The 16,487-nt window shown below is 34.7% G+C and carries 12 protein-coding genes; 1 reads left to right on the plus strand and 11 read right to left on the minus strand.

All coding sequences use genetic code 11. The annotated features are described in order from the left end of the window. Nucleotides 1-97: 97 nt before the first annotated feature. From AMS59_RS13630 to AMS59_RS25255, 10 genes are all read right to left on the minus strand, one after another. Nucleotides 98-3,295, minus strand: coding sequence for an AAA family ATPase (locus tag AMS59_RS13630; RefSeq protein WP_053484289.1), 3,198 nt, complete (start codon nt 3,293-3,295; stop codon nt 98-100). Continuing rightward, nucleotides 3,292-3,963 (minus strand): hypothetical protein, encoded by a 672-nt coding sequence (locus AMS59_RS13635; RefSeq protein ID WP_053484290.1) that lies wholly within the window; start codon nt 3,961-3,963, stop codon nt 3,292-3,294. Before AMS59_RS13635 ends, AMS59_RS13630 begins: the two co-directional genes overlap by 4 nt. Then, nucleotides 3,914-5,317, minus strand: a complete 1,404-nt coding sequence (locus AMS59_RS13640; RefSeq protein WP_234007794.1) for a hypothetical protein — start codon at nt 5,315-5,317, stop codon at nt 3,914-3,916. The genes AMS59_RS13635 and AMS59_RS13640 overlap by 50 nt, the downstream gene beginning before the upstream one ends. Continuing rightward, the gene (locus AMS59_RS13645) at nt 5,308-6,489 is read right to left on the minus strand and encodes a DUF2399 domain-containing protein (RefSeq protein WP_053484292.1); all 1,182 of its coding nucleotides are present in this window, start codon (nt 6,487-6,489) and stop codon (nt 5,308-5,310) included. Before AMS59_RS13645 ends, AMS59_RS13640 begins: the two co-directional genes overlap by 10 nt. A 1,544-nt stretch (nt 6,490-8,033) precedes the next feature. After that, nucleotides 8,034-9,701, minus strand: coding sequence for a DUF2326 domain-containing protein (locus tag AMS59_RS13650; protein WP_053484293.1), 1,668 nt, complete (start codon nt 9,699-9,701; stop codon nt 8,034-8,036). Next, nucleotides 9,676-9,942, minus strand: coding sequence for an ABC-three component system middle component 6 (locus AMS59_RS13655; protein ID WP_053484294.1), 267 nt, complete (start codon nt 9,940-9,942; stop codon nt 9,676-9,678). Before AMS59_RS13655 ends, AMS59_RS13650 begins: the two co-directional genes overlap by 26 nt. Nucleotides 9,943-9,945: 3 nt before the next feature. After that, nucleotides 9,946-10,926, minus strand: a complete 981-nt coding sequence (locus tag AMS59_RS13660) for a hypothetical protein (RefSeq protein ID WP_053484295.1) — start codon at nt 10,924-10,926, stop codon at nt 9,946-9,948. Nucleotides 10,927-11,232: 306 nt separating this feature from the next. Continuing rightward, nucleotides 11,233-11,805 (minus strand): recombinase family protein, encoded by a 573-nt coding sequence (locus AMS59_RS13665; RefSeq protein WP_053484296.1) that lies wholly within the window; start codon nt 11,803-11,805, stop codon nt 11,233-11,235. Nucleotides 11,806-12,211: 406 nt separating this feature from the next. Further along, a complete protein-coding gene (locus AMS59_RS13670) occupies nt 12,212-12,985 on the minus strand; it encodes a hypothetical protein (protein ID WP_053484297.1) in 774 nt (257 codons plus the stop codon). A 740-nt stretch (nt 12,986-13,725) separates the two neighbouring features. Then, nucleotides 13,726-13,890 (minus strand): hypothetical protein, encoded by a 165-nt coding sequence (locus AMS59_RS25255; protein WP_199777757.1) that lies wholly within the window; start codon nt 13,888-13,890, stop codon nt 13,726-13,728. A gap of 349 nt (nt 13,891-14,239) precedes the next feature. On the opposite strand from AMS59_RS25255, the gene AMS59_RS13675 reads away from it, so the two are divergent. Then, nucleotides 14,240-15,451 (plus strand): DUF262 domain-containing protein, encoded by a 1,212-nt coding sequence (locus tag AMS59_RS13675; RefSeq protein ID WP_053484298.1) that lies wholly within the window; start codon nt 14,240-14,242, stop codon nt 15,449-15,451. 433 nt (nt 15,452-15,884) lie between these two features. Here the strand turns inward: AMS59_RS13675 and AMS59_RS13680 are convergent, their stop codons facing one another. Beyond that, on the minus strand, nt 15,885-16,409 hold the full coding sequence (locus AMS59_RS13680; protein ID WP_053484299.1) for a tyrosine-type recombinase/integrase: 525 nt from the start codon (nt 16,407-16,409) through the stop codon (nt 15,885-15,887). Nucleotides 16,410-16,487 lie beyond the last annotated feature (78 nt).

Genomic DNA, 16,487 nt, shown 5'->3' on the forward strand with positions numbered 1-16,487 from the left:
CAGCAATGGATCGCCAGCCTTCCTAATTATATCAAGGCTTATTTGTCGATTTCAGTCTGCGAAGTTTGAGTTAATTATAAATCAAAAATAATTACATTCACTTCTTATTCTGTATCCCTCGAATCGTACTTTTCGGAATCGTTGCATCATGCTCAACAATGAATACTTTCGAGAAACAGTTGTAATACGTTTCATCATGTCCCTTTGGCGACACAATAATCAGTTTACGTTGCAGCTCCTCGGCATAAAGATTAAATACCTTATTTTTTCGCTCATCATCTAATGCGCTATCAAACTCATCGAGCACGATATAGCCTGGTGAGGTAGCTAAGTTTTGCAGTAGCGCGAGTGCGAAAAGAAGTGAACTTAGTGATTCCTCCCCACCCGATACACCTAGCCCCACCTTTCCACTACGAGCCTTCATACTCACATCTTCAAGTGCACCCTGATGCCCAATTTTACGCGCTTTAATATACAGTCGGAAATTGACACGACCTGATTTTTCTTCAATGCGTTCCTTTTCCACTTGTCCTTCAAACTGGAACAAATCCATATATTTTTGGAAAAGTGTATTGATTTTGATTAAGTGCATTGAAATCGTGGTTTCTAAGCGGTCTTCCAACTCATTTGCACGAATTGTATTGCTTTCAAGGAGTTGCTCTGATTTCGCTAAATCAGTATTTTTCTTATCGAAATCAGCCTTTTGTTGATCGTAATTTTGCTGGGCATTTTCGTTAATTTTTTCTAAGCGGGCATTGCGTAGCTCAGCTTTTGCTTGTTCGCTTTCAGCCTGTAGCATCGTCAGTGACAAGTTCGTTGCGAGTTGATCGTCTAGTTGCTGTGCTTCTTGCGGCAGCACCTGTTCAAGTTCAATCATATCAAGCTCACAGCGACTTTTCATCGTTTCATCCAATTCTAGCTTTTCCTTTGCCTTTTTAATCGTTAACTCATAACCTGTTATTTGACTTTCGACTATTTTCAAATCGCTGTAGAATTGTTGTTGCTGTTCACCTAGTCGTAATTGCTTTCGTTTTTGTTGAGTAATTTCATTTTCTTTTATCTCTTGCTCTGTTGTAAGCGCTCGAATGTTTTGTTGCAAGTATTTTCTTGCCTGCTCAATCTGTTGTAGTTGCATTTGCTGCTCTGCAAATGCGCCGAGCTCCTCATGAATTTTCCATTGTTGCTCATAAAAATCCAGATTATACTTTCCTTCACTATGCTCGCTTTTTAGCTTGTCTTGTTGAAATTCAATTGCCGTTTGCTCATCATAAAGTGCTGACAATTTTTGTTCGACTAGTTCAAGCTGCTGAATATAAGATGCATAATCCGTTTGCTTCAATAGTGTACTTTCGGCTAATTGCATCGTATGAAGATGGCCTTGTAGCTGTTTCAACTGTCGCTGATTTTCTGCGTATTGTTGTTCTAATTGTTGCTGCTCGTTCTTTGTTTTTGAATATGTCTGTTGTACTTCCTGCAATAGCCTTTCAATCGCCACATCACTTAAAATATATTGCGCCGCTTCCTGTGCACCGCGAATACCACGCGTATCATATAATAAGCCTTGCTCGATTTTCGGACTCTCTAAGAAAAATTGCTTCACCCACCAAAGCGCTTTATTTGCATAATTCCCCTGCTGTTCAGTTAAATCACTACGAATTTGTAAGCCGTACTCCGGTAGCTTCGAGATACTTTCTGTCGGCACAAGTTGCTGAAGTGATACGTAATATAAATCATTGACTGGCTTATAGTTTTTCCCTACATAAAAAATAGTATATTTAATCCCCTCAAGTTGCTTTTCTAACTGCAAAGGAGCAGACGGCGTGAGCTCTATTAACTCACGTAACGGGTACGCTTCTAGTTGCTGCCGCTTTAAATGCAGTAGTCCTTGCTGCTGGCGTTTTGATACAACCTTTTTTTGCTCATACTGTTTAACGTTTTGTTCCATCATTTTTAGTTCCATTTTAAGACGCTGTATCTGTTCAAAATCCCGTTCATTTTGCAGCGATAAGGTATTAATTTTTTGCTCGATTTGCACACTGCTTACATAGATTGCCTTGTGCTTTTCTGCCTTTGTGATTTGATCTTTTAGCTGCGATGAAGTCATTTGTAAAAGGACTTTTTCATGATCGAGCTCGCGTTCTTGCTTGCGCAGTTGCGTTTGCTGATTACTGAGCTCACCTAATTGATTTGTAACCATCTCTAATTGATTTTTTGTTTCTTCTAGCTTACGTTGTGCCGTTTCGGCATCAAAGCGTAAATGCTTTCTCTTTTCATCAATAGCTTCAAGCTGCTGTTCTAACTGCTGCTGCGATTTTTGTTGTTGTGTATCTTCATTTTGCTGTTGTTGTAGCTGATCGGCTATTTGGGTTAATTGCTGTGACAATGCCGCAACATCCTGTGACAATTGTGATCTTTGTTGCTCTAGTCCACTAATGTTATGCTTTAATTGTTGCCGCGAAACAACTAGTTTTTCCTTTTCCACTTGATAATTAGCTTTTTGCTCAGACGCCTTTTCAATCGAAGTACTATAATACGCGATCATTTGATGGAGCAACGTATAATATTTCTGGCCAGATGTGAAAATACGTTTTTTGTTATCCAAATATTTATTGAGCTCGGTTTGAGCCGCATTCACACTTAGCTCTGCACCTTTTTGAATACCCTTTAAATATTCAATTTCCATACGAACTTCTTTAATTTTTTCTAATGAAGCTTCCCATTCCTTTTGCATATCAGAAATCTCGAACATGTCACTAAATTTGCGAAAACGCTCTTCCGGGTACATCGCCGCAAATTGATTGACTTCTTGCTGATACCAAATTAGATAAAAAACATCTGGTTCAATTTTATAGCGCACGCGCAAATCTTCACGATACGCCTTGAATGTACGTCCCGCTGTCCCACCAGACGCATAGCGGGCATGAGATGTTAAGTTCGCTTCGTCTGGCCCATTTAACACCTCGTACTCGCGCTGAATCGGGCTATTTTTCGTATCTTGATTGACCGTTAGCTGAAAGGCAATGAATTTTGGACCATCAATTTTCGTCCTGCCATCATTTAAAAATACGAGTGTAATACGTGCATACCAAGGGTCATTTACTTTTAAATTTGTTGAACGAAGTCCCTCTAGTTCTACCTTCGATGAATGTAGCACGGCACCAAGGCAAAATGTTAATGTCGATTTTCCCACACCATTTGGACCAGTAATTAAAATATGCTCGTCTGGTTCCCCAAAATAAATGCTGCGTGGTGAGTAGTCGCGAACGCCTTGAATTTTTAATTTATACGGAATCATTCGTTTTCCTCCTCAATATGTAAGTTATAACGATTGAAAAACTTCATTACTTCTTCTTTACTAAGCTGTGTTTCCTGGGCAAATTCAGTTGTTCGTCGTAAAAATGACTCCGAAAACATATGTACTCCTATAGCTGTTAACATAAATGCCTCTTCAGTAACGGATTCGTAATCTGTAACCGCGCCAATTTTTTTCAGTTGGTCGATATTATTTTTCAATTTGCGGTTGGCGTTCAATGATTCATGTCCAAAATCAACCAGGATTTGATGCAAGAGCGTAAATTCATGCCCGAGTACCTCTTGGTGATAAAACAAATACAGCATAATTGCGAGCGCTTCACTGCTTAATGTTGATTTCGCATGTTTTGCGGTTACATGCATCATGACAATGACGCGGTCCCGACGTGCATCGTAAATGACACGGAAATAGCGACTTAACGCAGCATTTAAACGATTGATAAATGAATGAAAAGCTTCATCATCTCCATTATTAATGCCTAGCATCTTTGCTAAATCCTTCTTTGCTAAACCGTAATTTGCCCCTTTAATCGATGCAGATGAAGAAAATAATAACTGCATAAACGCTAATTCCTCTTCGGTCGTTAGATAGCCCTTTAAGCTATTCATCATCATAAGGGTATTGTCGAACGGTATATCGTTTGTCATCATCGTCTATCCACTCCCATTGTTTTTCATAGTCCTTCGCTTGCTCGATAGGCTGTTGTTCTACCTTATTGTTACTCGTTAGTGCCGATACGGCTAATAATGAAAGAATCGCATCATGCCATTTGTTTGAACTCGATTCCACAATGAGCTCTTCCATTTCCGTTTCACCATGCTCGGTTAAATAATTTTCAATTCGTTCGGTATCAATCAGAGATTGCGTCATTTTCCATGAAGCATCCTGCAATGCTTCTTTTATAGGACGAACATCCATTTCGGTCTCTTCATATTCATGCTCAAGCTGATGAGACATCGGCTTTTCTAGCTTCGGTTCATACGTTTGTAAATAATATACAGCATCTGTAATATCTTGCGGGCCAATCGGTGCGGCAAATTTTACAGGGACCCACAGGCCATCCATCGCTTCTTGTTCATATTGATTTTGTTCCATAAAACTTAAAATATCATGCGCTGTTGGGATATTCGTATTAGCTTCAGGTGAATGCATCGCCAAAATAAACTGGCGCACCTTTTCTGGTGAAATGGTGTCAGCAGTAGGTGTGAGCTGCATATTGACAAAGCGAATATATTTTGTCAGTAAGCTCAAGCTAAGAGATGTCCCTTTTGAAATGGCAGCCGTTCCGCGACGCATTAAATCGCTCATTTTCGTACTTTCTTCGACGGTACCAAACTGTTGTAAGCGTTCATTTAATTTTGTTTCAAGCTCAAGCATTAGTTGATTAATTTTTTCCAGCTGCGGTAAGGCATTGCGATCAGCAAGAAGTTCAAGCTGGCGTTCCTCTAATTGCTTAATCGCCTCTTCAACGTTGTAAATCATCGATGCGATTTTATTGCCTCCTGAAATCCCTTGATCGTCGTAGGCAGCGCTTATTTCAGCATCTCGTCTTGCTTGAAATAGCGAGCGTCCAATATCATCTTGCAAATAATAGGCAAGCGCATCGTTACCCATGCGAATCAACCCATCCATTAAATTTTTCCCACGGTCACGCATTTTAATTTGACGACTCTGTTTTATGATCCAATTATTGCGCTCTAAAATCGTGAGCATTCTTGTAATTTGCGCTAATGTTGGCGGTTTATTGTCTTGTGAATACGTAGACTGATATCGATAGTACAGTATTTCCTCGTTATCGATGGAATCTTTAATGCCGAGAGATGCTTCGTTAATTAACTGAATGACATTTAAAAAACGAATAATTTCGATTGGGGAATCGTACATTTTTTCGGTACTTAATTCTTTTAACACACCTGCTAACGATGCTAAATCCCGCATCGATTTCATAAATTCTGCAGTTTGATAATCGCTTGTAAAAATCGAAATCGGTACTTTTACATCCATTTTATCCACTGTTCAATCCCTCCTAATTGCTGCTCCTGTTCATGCGCCTCTTGCTCCTGGGCTGTAAAGCTTTCAATCGAATGATACAATTCATAATCACGCCCAACAATTTTTACAGTTCCCTTAACTAATTCGGCAGCATACTTGGCAATCGTGATGCCCGCGCTATCGGTATCTGTCCAAATAATCGTTTGTTCAATAGCTGATTGCAGTAATTGCTCTATAAATTGTTTATGTGCAGAACGAATTTGTCCGTCTAAACAAACGATGCAAGAATTAGTTTGCCGTAAAAATTCCGTCTCTACAGCTATACGCGTTAAAATAGCGCGGTTTTCAACAAGCCATAATGTTGTATTTGTCGTTGTAAAAGGTGATGTTAAGACCGCATTATCCGTCGTCGCATGCACCGCGCCAATCGCATACGTTGCAACGTTATTTTGCACATTACCAGTAAAATAAATTGGCACAATTTTTCCGATGCTCACTAGCCCGTAAAGCATCGGGTCAATACCACTTTGCTCTAGCTGCGCTAAAAAAACCTCGCGCTCTTGGTCAAATACCTTTGAACCCCCAATCGTATCGTGTAAGGCCGCGCCGATTTCCTTAAAATCAAATAGCTCTTTTTGCAAGGATAACGCATAAAACGCTAAACAAAACTCAATGTATTTCATGCGCTTTTTCATCGTCCACTGTTCAGGTAGCATATTCCATTCAATCGCCTGTTGGAATAACTCCGGTAACGCTAGTTTCTCGGCTTTTTGTTTTAACGCCTGCATCTGTTGCTGTTGTTTTGCGAACTGTTGTTGCTCGGATTTTTGTTGAGCTTCTATGTAAGCCGGGCCAATGCGGTAATAATCTTCCTTAACGCTAATGCCGTCTGTGTGATAGCGAATTTCGCGCACAATCCAGCCCTGTTGTAGCCACTGCTGAATCGTGTCATTCGTTTCATGTAACGTTCGTTTTGCATTTGGTGTGAATTTATAGGATGTTAATTTTTTTGGAAGAGGTGAAGTAAATTCTGTATTCATCGTTAACTTTAAATAAGCGACTTTACGAAATGTACGCGCCGTCTTTTTGACAATAGTCGCAACAAATAGTTGCTCTTGTTGTTCTACCCTTTCAATCGTTTCATCTTTTTTCAAAAAATACGCTTGGATAAATGCCTCATGCATCTTGAAACCCTCCTCTACTTTGTGCCCAGGTTGATAGTAGCGTACCATACGTTTTGTTTGTTGTGGGGAAAGAAAACAAGTCACACAACCGTACCTACGATGGCTATAGAGTAAATCGATTGGCGGCACATGCGTAACAAGTATACCAACTGGTGGATTTTTTCGTACGTAACCATTTCTTACTGGTACATCTTTTTGAGGGACATTCCTTAAATATAGACAGATGCATTGGAAGACTGATTAAAGGTCTTGAGGATTTTTCCCCATTTAAATTATATATTATAACTGTGAGGATCAATACTCTCTTTATATCTTGCCCCCGCACCGATATGAGGAGGATCACTATGACAAAGAGTTCTTTATATGTCCTCCTCTCCTGTTAATTGCTTATACCCAATTAAAGGAAAGAATAAACACTGGTTAAGATACTTTTCAACCATGTCTACCTAATAAGCGAATGAATCCTCTGCTTTTTGATGGTTTTAGAAAGTTATTTTCTATCAATAGAAACTTCATAACATTCTGCAGCTTCTCCTTATATCATTGCATCGTTCAAACTATATTTTTAGGCAACAAAAAAGCGCCAAACCCTTGATATTTCAAGAAACTTGGCACTTTTTGAAACTATTTTGTTTCTAATGTATGGAGACGGCGGGAGTCGAACCGCCATCTCATAAAAATGTTGTAATAACAGTATATATAGGGATTTTTAGATATTTTTAAAATCTCTGACTAAGGTTTTGACCAAGGTTTTAAAAAACTTTACGGAGGCAAGATTTTTAGGTGAAAATATTTTCTTTTTCTTACTACCAACTTTTATGCAATCACTTACAATATAATGAGGGGTGATATTTATATATACTCATTATAACTCAATGGTTTTAAATGTTTACGAGAGAACATTTGAAACCATATTTTATTCGAGCTACATTTTAAAGGAGGCTGATGTAATAATGTAACAACAACAAAGAAAACTCAACATCAAAAAAAATCAAACATCACGTAAAGAAATAATAAATTCTAGTTTAGAAAAAGCTATCAAGGCTAATGGCGATGCACTTAAAAAATTGAGTAAAAACTAATATAAAGGAAAAGTTAATCATAATGAAAAGACTTTGTTGTTGTATTATGGATTGAAGCTTATACCGTTATTGAAGCTACTTATAATATGGTATAAGCTTAATAATATATGGGCAAAAAATTATACGCTAAAAAATTGAGATTTAATTTAATCTAAAATAAAAATAGGACTACAATTTGATAAATGTAGTCCATATAGTATCTATTCTTTATTAAAAAATCGTATCAAGAAATAGCACGGATATCAATTGCGTAGTCATACGTTTATTTCAAAATATATTGGTAACTCAAATTTCCACACCATTTGTTCATTCAATTGTAGCAGGTAAAGAGGTGTTTTAAAACATTATTTAACCTAGATAATGGATACGTTGTAAATAATTGCGCATGACTGTTATTAATATATTTTCTACAAAAAACACCTACTCAAAAGAAAATGGTAGGTGTTCAAAATTCTATTTCTATTAAAAATTAAATCCTAATAATTTATCATTTTCATCTAACTTTAACTTAGTTCTCGATTTTACTAATTGCACTGCTGTCTTATCATTTTTATTTAATTGATAGTCATTTAACGATATAATATATTGTTTCCCCTCTTTAAGACCGATTTCATGTCCTAACTTTATTAAATTTGTTACTTGTCTATTATCAATACCAGAGAAACAAGAAGAATCTTGAATTAACAATTCTAATAAGGTATTAAATTTTAAAATTAACAAATCAATTAGTATTTTCCTTACTTCTCCCACACCTTCACCAGTGTCTCCAGTTAGACTTAGGTCCACTGTTAGAGGTCTATTTCTTTTATGACGATTCTTTAATATAATTGAAAAATATGCATTAACATCCTCTGTGTATATATTAGGAATCAAATTATATATAAAATTTCTATATTCTTCGATTTTATCTTGGTTATCATTATATGTTTGTTTTAATTCTGTGTACTTGATAGCAAGTTTATCTTCTTCGTCTTTTCTTTCATTAATCAAACTTTCAAATTTAGAAAGTTCTCCTTGTTCATACTTTAAATTTTGCAAACTATCTGTAATATCTTTATACAAAGATATTGATTCCTTGTACACTTCATTTTCAGAGATAACATTAGCAATTTTATGCAATTCTATATCTAAAGTATAAATTTTACCTTCTAATTCTGTCATTCTTAATTCTATTTCCGATAATTTAGATTCAATTAACTTTTTTCTATCTAGAAATACATTTTCATGAAACTTTTCAACATCTGCCAGTCTTCTTAAAATTAAATCTGGCAATTCAAAAGCAGCTTTATCATAAAGCTTTTTAATTTCACTAGATGTAATATCCATATCCGTTAATTCATCTACCGCCCTACTTAATCGTTTCTTTTCTATTCTAAATTTTTGATAATCTGCTTGTAATAATTTTATTGCATAATTTTTATCGGCATATTCATCCATTAAATCTTGTTTTTCTTTACTAATTTGTAAATTTGAAATGTTCTCTTCTAATTCTTGCAATTTAATTTCTTTTTCATCAATTTCTTTATTTAGTAAAAATATTTTTTCTTCTATTTCTGAAATTTCCGTCCCATTAAAAAAGGTTACGAATTTTTTTTCAAGCTTTGTAATTTCCTTAATATCATTTTGTACTTTATAATAATCATTAGTCTTATCTGAAACTGTCGATAAATTTAGTAATTTCAAAAGCGCAATATAATCATCTTTACTCGCTTCACTTCTATTACCTATCAAACTATTTTTTTGCTTCAAAAATACTTGTTTACTATATAAAGACCTTTCAATTTGGAACTTTTCTTTATATTCATTTAATGTGTATTTTTCACCATCAACTTCTATATCGGAATTGCCCAAAATTCTTTTTATATTTTTCGTAGAGTTATTATGTTTCACTATAGCCTCTAAAAACCAACCATGAATATCTGATTTTACAATTTCAGAGCTTTCATTTGCTCCAAATACATAATCAACAAATTTTAAAAATAATGTTTTCCCTATACTATTTGAAGTTTCTTTATCATCATTTGGTTTACTAACGTTACCATAAATAACGGATAAACCAATTTCCTCAAATTCAACTTCCCTAACCACTTTTTTCGATGAATTTTTAATTGTTAATTTTAATATTTTCATTAACAATTTCCCCTTTTTCTGTGTAATTTATCATTCCTACCATAAACATAAAATTTAAAACTAGAACATACTTATGAAACGTAGGGGGATTTTTTAGATTGGCTTTTATAATATATTTCTTCTCGAAGTCTTTCCAAAGCTTATCTATAGTTATTGTTCTTTTTCCTAATGTATTAAGAATTAAAGAACTTATCCCTATATAACTTTCCGAAGTAGTCACATATTTATTAGGTAAAATCATTATTTATCCCACCTCTTCCTTTTCGAAGATTTCACACTTATCAAATATATAGACCATTAAAAGCTCAGTTGGATATTCGAAACTTTTATTAAATTCCGAGAATCCAATTAGGTTTCCTTTGATTTCATTATACAGTTCAACGCCTTCAAACTGTTGAGATAGGTCATCATATAATTCAATAATATATGCAATTATTCGTTCAAACTTAACCACATAATCCATATCCTGATATATTGAATTTATTATTGATTCTAGAACACCTAATTCTAATATAATTGATTCAATATGCTCTCCTATTTCATCAAGACCATTAAGTGAAATTTTTAATGGCGAAGAAATTCTTTTGTAGTCCATACCATTTGTATCTAACATTCCTCTATAATTTCTTTGTATTCCTTCATTAAGAATATCTATTAATTGATAGAATAATTTTGCGCTTAAGGCATTATAATCAATAATTGAAGTGATTCTCAACCTTGAGCTAATACTTCTCAAAGACGCTAAATCTAATTCTTCCAAAACATCTTTTATGTAATCTACATTCACTACTTGTACTTCAAAGGTAGTATTATAAGCTTGTTCTAAAGCATCTTTTTGGGTTTCAAAATATCTAATGCTATCATGTGGTAAATTTCTATCAAAAGTGTTTACAATGAATATAAATTCTTTTATATCCCCTCCCCATTTTCCGTCTCTATAAATTAACTCCAGTAATTTACTTAAGTCTTCTGAAAATTTACTTTGGATATCTTTTTTTAACGAGTCTCTTAGTTGTTGAGGAGAATATATTTGAAAAAATTTCTTTTCCTCTACTAACCATCCATCATTTTTATCATCTCCTCCTGATGTATTTGGCATTTCATAGGTCAAATTTTTATACTTGGAATATACTTTAAAAATTTCACCAACTTTAAATTGAAAGTTGTAATCTGTGCTAGCTTTTAATTCTAATGCAATCGCTTCTATATAATCATATGTATCCAAAAAAGCACCACTTTCTATCCATCTTTTATAAATAATAGTAATTCAATCAAACTATTTTTAAAAGCTTTTTCGTCTCAAATAGCTTATCGTTGAAACAATGCTGTACTTAAATCTGCTTTCCGTCGTATTTCCACCATATATAATCCTTCTCGACAAATGACTATAAAAAATATGGTTTTAATTAATCAATTAAAATTTTTTGTTCCTAGCCTAACCTCTTACAATATTTGCACTTAGCCAAATCTGCAAATACAAAATAAATGAGAAGCAATTCAATTAGAATCACCTCTCGTTTTATATCATTATTTAAACCATTTGCTGCTCGGCTTTTTTCTTCTTCATTGCTCTGATAAGTGTACTCTTACTAATACCTGTCATTTCTACAACTTGATTATATGAATGGCTCTCTAACATCGTTAAAGCGTGTTCAAGCTGCTTCTTAGTATAAGTAGGTTTTCTTCCTTCTCGATAATCTGGATTCTGTTTTGCAATTGCTTTGCCTTCTTGTGTACGCTCAACAATCATATCTCTTTCAAACTCTGCAAATGCAAAGAAAATATTGCGAATCAGTTTTGATGCTGGTGTATTGTCCAATAACCCCATGTTTAATATATGTACCTTGATACCTTTCGCAATGAGTTCTTTTACTAGCTCGCTTCCCTGTGTAGCTGAACGGGCGATACGGTCTAGCTTCGTCACCATTAAAGTGTCTCCCTCTTCTAATACATTCAATAGTTTGTTCAGTTCTGGTCTGTCCGTCTTTGTCCCAGTAAACTTCTCTTGGTAAATTACTGGTGCACCGTTCTTCTCTAATGTTTGAATCTGTACTTCTAACTCTTGATTTGCTGTTGACACCCTTGCATATCCATAAACCGTCATTTCAGTACCTCTTTCTAGCGTTCACTTATGACACCTAATTACGACACCACTTGATGTACTGATTTTATCACAACGGATTAAAGGTGTCGAAACTTTTAAGTTGAGACACCGTATTTATTTTATGAGAGCTATCGTTAGCACCTTAGTTCTTGCAAGAAATTATCTGCATATAATCATTCACTTTAATCAAAGAAACATTTTGACTTATAACTCGCTGGTCTTTCATCTGTTTATCCAGTGGTGCAATTATTACAGGTTTATAATGTGATTCATCATGGTTAAGTGAATGATTAGATTAATATGGAACTGATTAGGTCTTGTCGTGTCGTTGAGGTAACGGTCAATAATTCTTGTTTCAGAAACGCATAGAAAAAGGTAGAGCTGTTAACCCTACCTCTGAACCAACTCAATAAGAGTAGGTAATATCAAAGACATATCCATTTTTCATCGTCAAAACCATATCACCATAATTCCAAAACTCTGCTTCCGATGATTTAAACTTATCTTTCGGTGTGCCTATCATCGTAGTTACTTCACTTTTTGACATTCCTGTTTGTACACGACTCTTCAAGGTTTTTTCAGCTTGCACTCTAGCTTCATTCCAACTTATCCCATGTTCAGCTTCATATTCAGCTTCTCTTTCAGCTTTTCGTTTATCGTTTTCTTCTTGTTCTTTCTTTTCTAGTATCTCTAACTCCTCTTTTACTTCTTCGACAAGTAGTTTATTTTCCTCATTAAGAAAATCATCATAGATTTTATAGTCAATTTCCCTGTATAGTTCTACAGAGTTATCATCGTTCAATATGTCTGTTAAATATTTGTTTAAATTCTCTAATGCTATTTGCTCTAATTTTTCTAAGTATTCATTTCCCTTTTCTGAGACTTTGAGTCCGTCTTCCAGTGCGAAACCATCTCTACTCAAAGCACCAATCTTACTATGTAATGCACTGTTTGAAACATCAATTACTTCTATTGCATTGTCAATAAGGTTGTCTTCGCTATCAGTGAGACCTTCTAAGAAATCTACATACTCATTGTATAAATCCTCTTTTTCTTGAACAACTGCTTCTATTCTAGCTTTCTCCTCATGGTACTTATTAATCTTAGGAACAGCAAATGTGACTCCAAGAACAGTTAAACATAGTGTGGTTCCAATTATGATTTTCTTTTTCATACTCATGTTATATCCTCCTAATAATCTAGTGCTATAGTCCACATAATAATCTAGTGCTATAGTCCGCATAATAGATTTTACTATATCACGATGATTATCGATACTTAATTCCCACTTTATAGACTATAGTACGTGATTATAATATCCTACGCCGTTTTAATTGATTTAAAAGGGGATTTTTCTCTTGAGTGAAATCGAAAATATTACAATCGGTACGGTCTTAAAAAGGATACGTAAATCTCTGAAACTATCACAAGAAGAATTAGCTTATAGGACTTGTAGCAAGCACTCTATTAGCACAACACTCTGTTATGTCACGCTCAACTGCGCCACCACTTCATTCGAGGAAGGTGTATCGGCTCTAAGAACCAACCTGTAAGCGTTCTATGTGACCAATCATCCACTTGAACAAATCTCGATTGCTTACAATGCTGTTTTACGGAGCTTGTCTTTTGATTCACAAAACTCTACAAAAGGAAGTAGCAAGCGCTTGTAGTTTTGAATATTCACCTCTGTCGTATTCTTAAATCGTCTGTCTGCTATGAAGTCCTCGTAAGCAAATTTTAATAGCATAAAAAAACACCTCTCATCAAATGTTAGAAATGATGAGAAGTGGTAGTTGCTTTGTATTTTAATTGTGATTAACACTACTTCATAAAAAGAAGTGTTGAAACGTATTTTTCAAGGCTCTCTAATGGCGGAATTATCAACCTTCAAAAGCTGTGTAAACCCTTGCTATGAAAGGATTACATCATTCCCGGCATGCCGCCCATACCAGACATATCTGGCATTGCTGATGCTGGTTCTGGAATGTCTGCTACAACTGCTTCTGTCGTTAAGAATAGCGCCGCTACAGAAGCTGCGTTTTGTAATGCTGAACGTGTAACTTTTGCTGGGTCTACTACGTTCATAAAGGTTTTCCGTTCACAATTATCGGGCAATTCCCAATAAAACACTATATTTTCAATCGTAAAGTAGTTGTTGTGATTTTAGAATAAGGAATTTTCGAAATATTAAAATAAACTTAGATACTCACCTAGATAGGTTTAACAAAACTGTTCCTTACTTAATATTTTCTAATCTAAATAACACAGAGCTTTCATTTTACTTTGAACAGCTAATCACTTAAAATACCAATCGTAGGAATATTATGGATTTATAAATCTTCATAAAACTTTATTCTAAAAGGTTTTTACATTTTATGAAGTATCAAAAATCGTTAGCTGCTACATTCTCGCAGCTATTTAAGGAGATGTTTTTTTGGTTAGAATAGGAAACAAATTACGCCAAGCAGTAGGATTTAATCCCACAAGAAAAAGTCATGGTATGGAAGTACAGGAAATGTGTAAAAAGATTAAAAGTAATCAAATCACATTACCTCTCTATCAGCGTGATGTGAGTTGGACTTTAAAGAAGGCTGTAGACCTTCTTAATTATCAATTATTTGGTAAAGCCCCTGTTGCACCTATATCTATGAATGAAATTAGCATCATCGATACTGAAAAAATGGTGACGCAAATTTCGTTTGTTGATAGAAATGTTATTTCAAATGATAAAATTTTAAATAAACATCTTTCAGTGGTAGATGGGCAGCAACGTCTTACAACCAATTTCAAATGTTATATAAATCATCCAGATTTCATAAATATTGTGTTAGACGTTTCAAATGCTAAATTCAAAATAATTGAAGGGTCACCTTCCGATTCCCAAATCCCAGTTGGTGTGCTTTTAAATGAAGATTCTTCATCATTAGAAAAATTTCTAACTGAACGTAACCTACTTGCAAAACTATATCCTCTTCTAGTTAATGTTAGAAGTAAAATGCATACTTATAATTATACAATTAATGTTGCAGATGACTTAACAGAAGCTGAGCAAATTGAATGGTTCGAAAAATTAAATAACGCTGGAAGCAGAGTAACAAAAATTCAAATGACATTTTCGAAACTTAAGGTAAAAGATTTCGACATATACACTGAGTACACTCTACCATTTAAAGATGCATTTAAAGTATTTGGAGTGGAAGAACTTTTTAGTCCGTTCACAACCAATGTTTCATACCCTATTGCTGCTTTAAATCCAGCCTATGAAACTATCATCAAAGGACGTAAACATAATATTAATTACGCCCCCATACCTTCTGATACAAAAGAAGACATCCTTATCAAACTAGAAATAAGCAAATTACGTGAGATTATTTCTCTTACATTAAAGTCTCTCACATTAACCCTAGAATTTTTAGATGATGTTGAGTTATTAGAAAGCGCAGACAGAGTAGATTACATCTCCTACTTAATAGGCTTCTTTGCATATAGTGAATTTGATTCATTAACTGATATTCCACAAAACATAAAAAATGAATTGTTAGATTGGGTTAGAACAGTAAACTTCAACAATCAAACGAATTCTTCACGTAGAAGCTTATTTAATGATTTGATTAATAAAAGTCTCTCTCTCCATCAAACTATTTAATATCATAGAGAAAAGTACCTTGAAAGGTGCTTTTTTTCGTCTCGACTCGCTATTTTGTTCTAACTGTGTGAATAAACAAAAAACGAGAAGTGATTCAATCAGAATCATCTCTCGCCAAAGTAACCTATATTTAATTCATTTGCTGCTCAGCTTTTTCTTTTTCACAGCTCTGATAAGCGTACTTTTACCAATACCAGTCTTTTTCTACAACTTAAATATATGAATGGCTCACTAGCATTGTTAAAGCGTGTTTAAGCTGTTTCTTTGTGTAACTCGGCTTACGTCCTTCTCAATAGTCTGAATTCTGTCTAGCGATTGCTTTACCTTCCTGTGTACGTTAAACAATCCTATCTCTTTCAAACTCTGCAAATGCAAAGAAGCTGTTACGAATACACGTTGAAGCTGGTGTATCGTCATCTTATTACCTCAAAAATCAAAAGAAAGAGACGCTCTTAATACTGTTCTCGATTGCTTCTTTAGTAATACCCATATAACGTAGCGTAGTCTTTTGCGATGAATGGTTAAATATCTCCATCAACGTGGCTATATCCTTTGTAGCTTGGTAATAAGTATAGCCAAGAGTTTTACGCATCGTATGAGTACCGATTGAATGATTTCCAATCATATCACCAGCACTAGCAATAATGCGATAAGCTTGAGTAGTTGTGATATGTCCGTCACCTTTACGGCTTGGGAACAAGTAAACCGCATCTGTTGGAAGTGTTTCAATGTAATCCGCAATGTCAGCCATTAAATTGAAATTAGATTCACCTTTCACTTGTTCGACTTTGAGTGCAATTAAGTCACCACATCGTAAACCTGTTGAAACATCTAACTTAAATAATAGCTGGTCACGTAATCCATTTTGTGACATTCCTAATGCTTCAATTAATTCATTAATTTCTTGTTTACTTTTTATGAATTGTACATCAATTAACATGCCCTTTTTCTCATTCATATGTAAGCGCCAAATACAACCCACCTTCTAACACTGTCTGTACTATGTGATAATCACAGTACATTCTTCGTTAGGAGG

The organism is Lysinibacillus sp. FJAT-14745, from assembly GCF_001275675.1.
Taxonomy (GTDB): Bacteria; Bacillota; Bacilli; order Bacillales_A; family Planococcaceae; genus Lysinibacillus.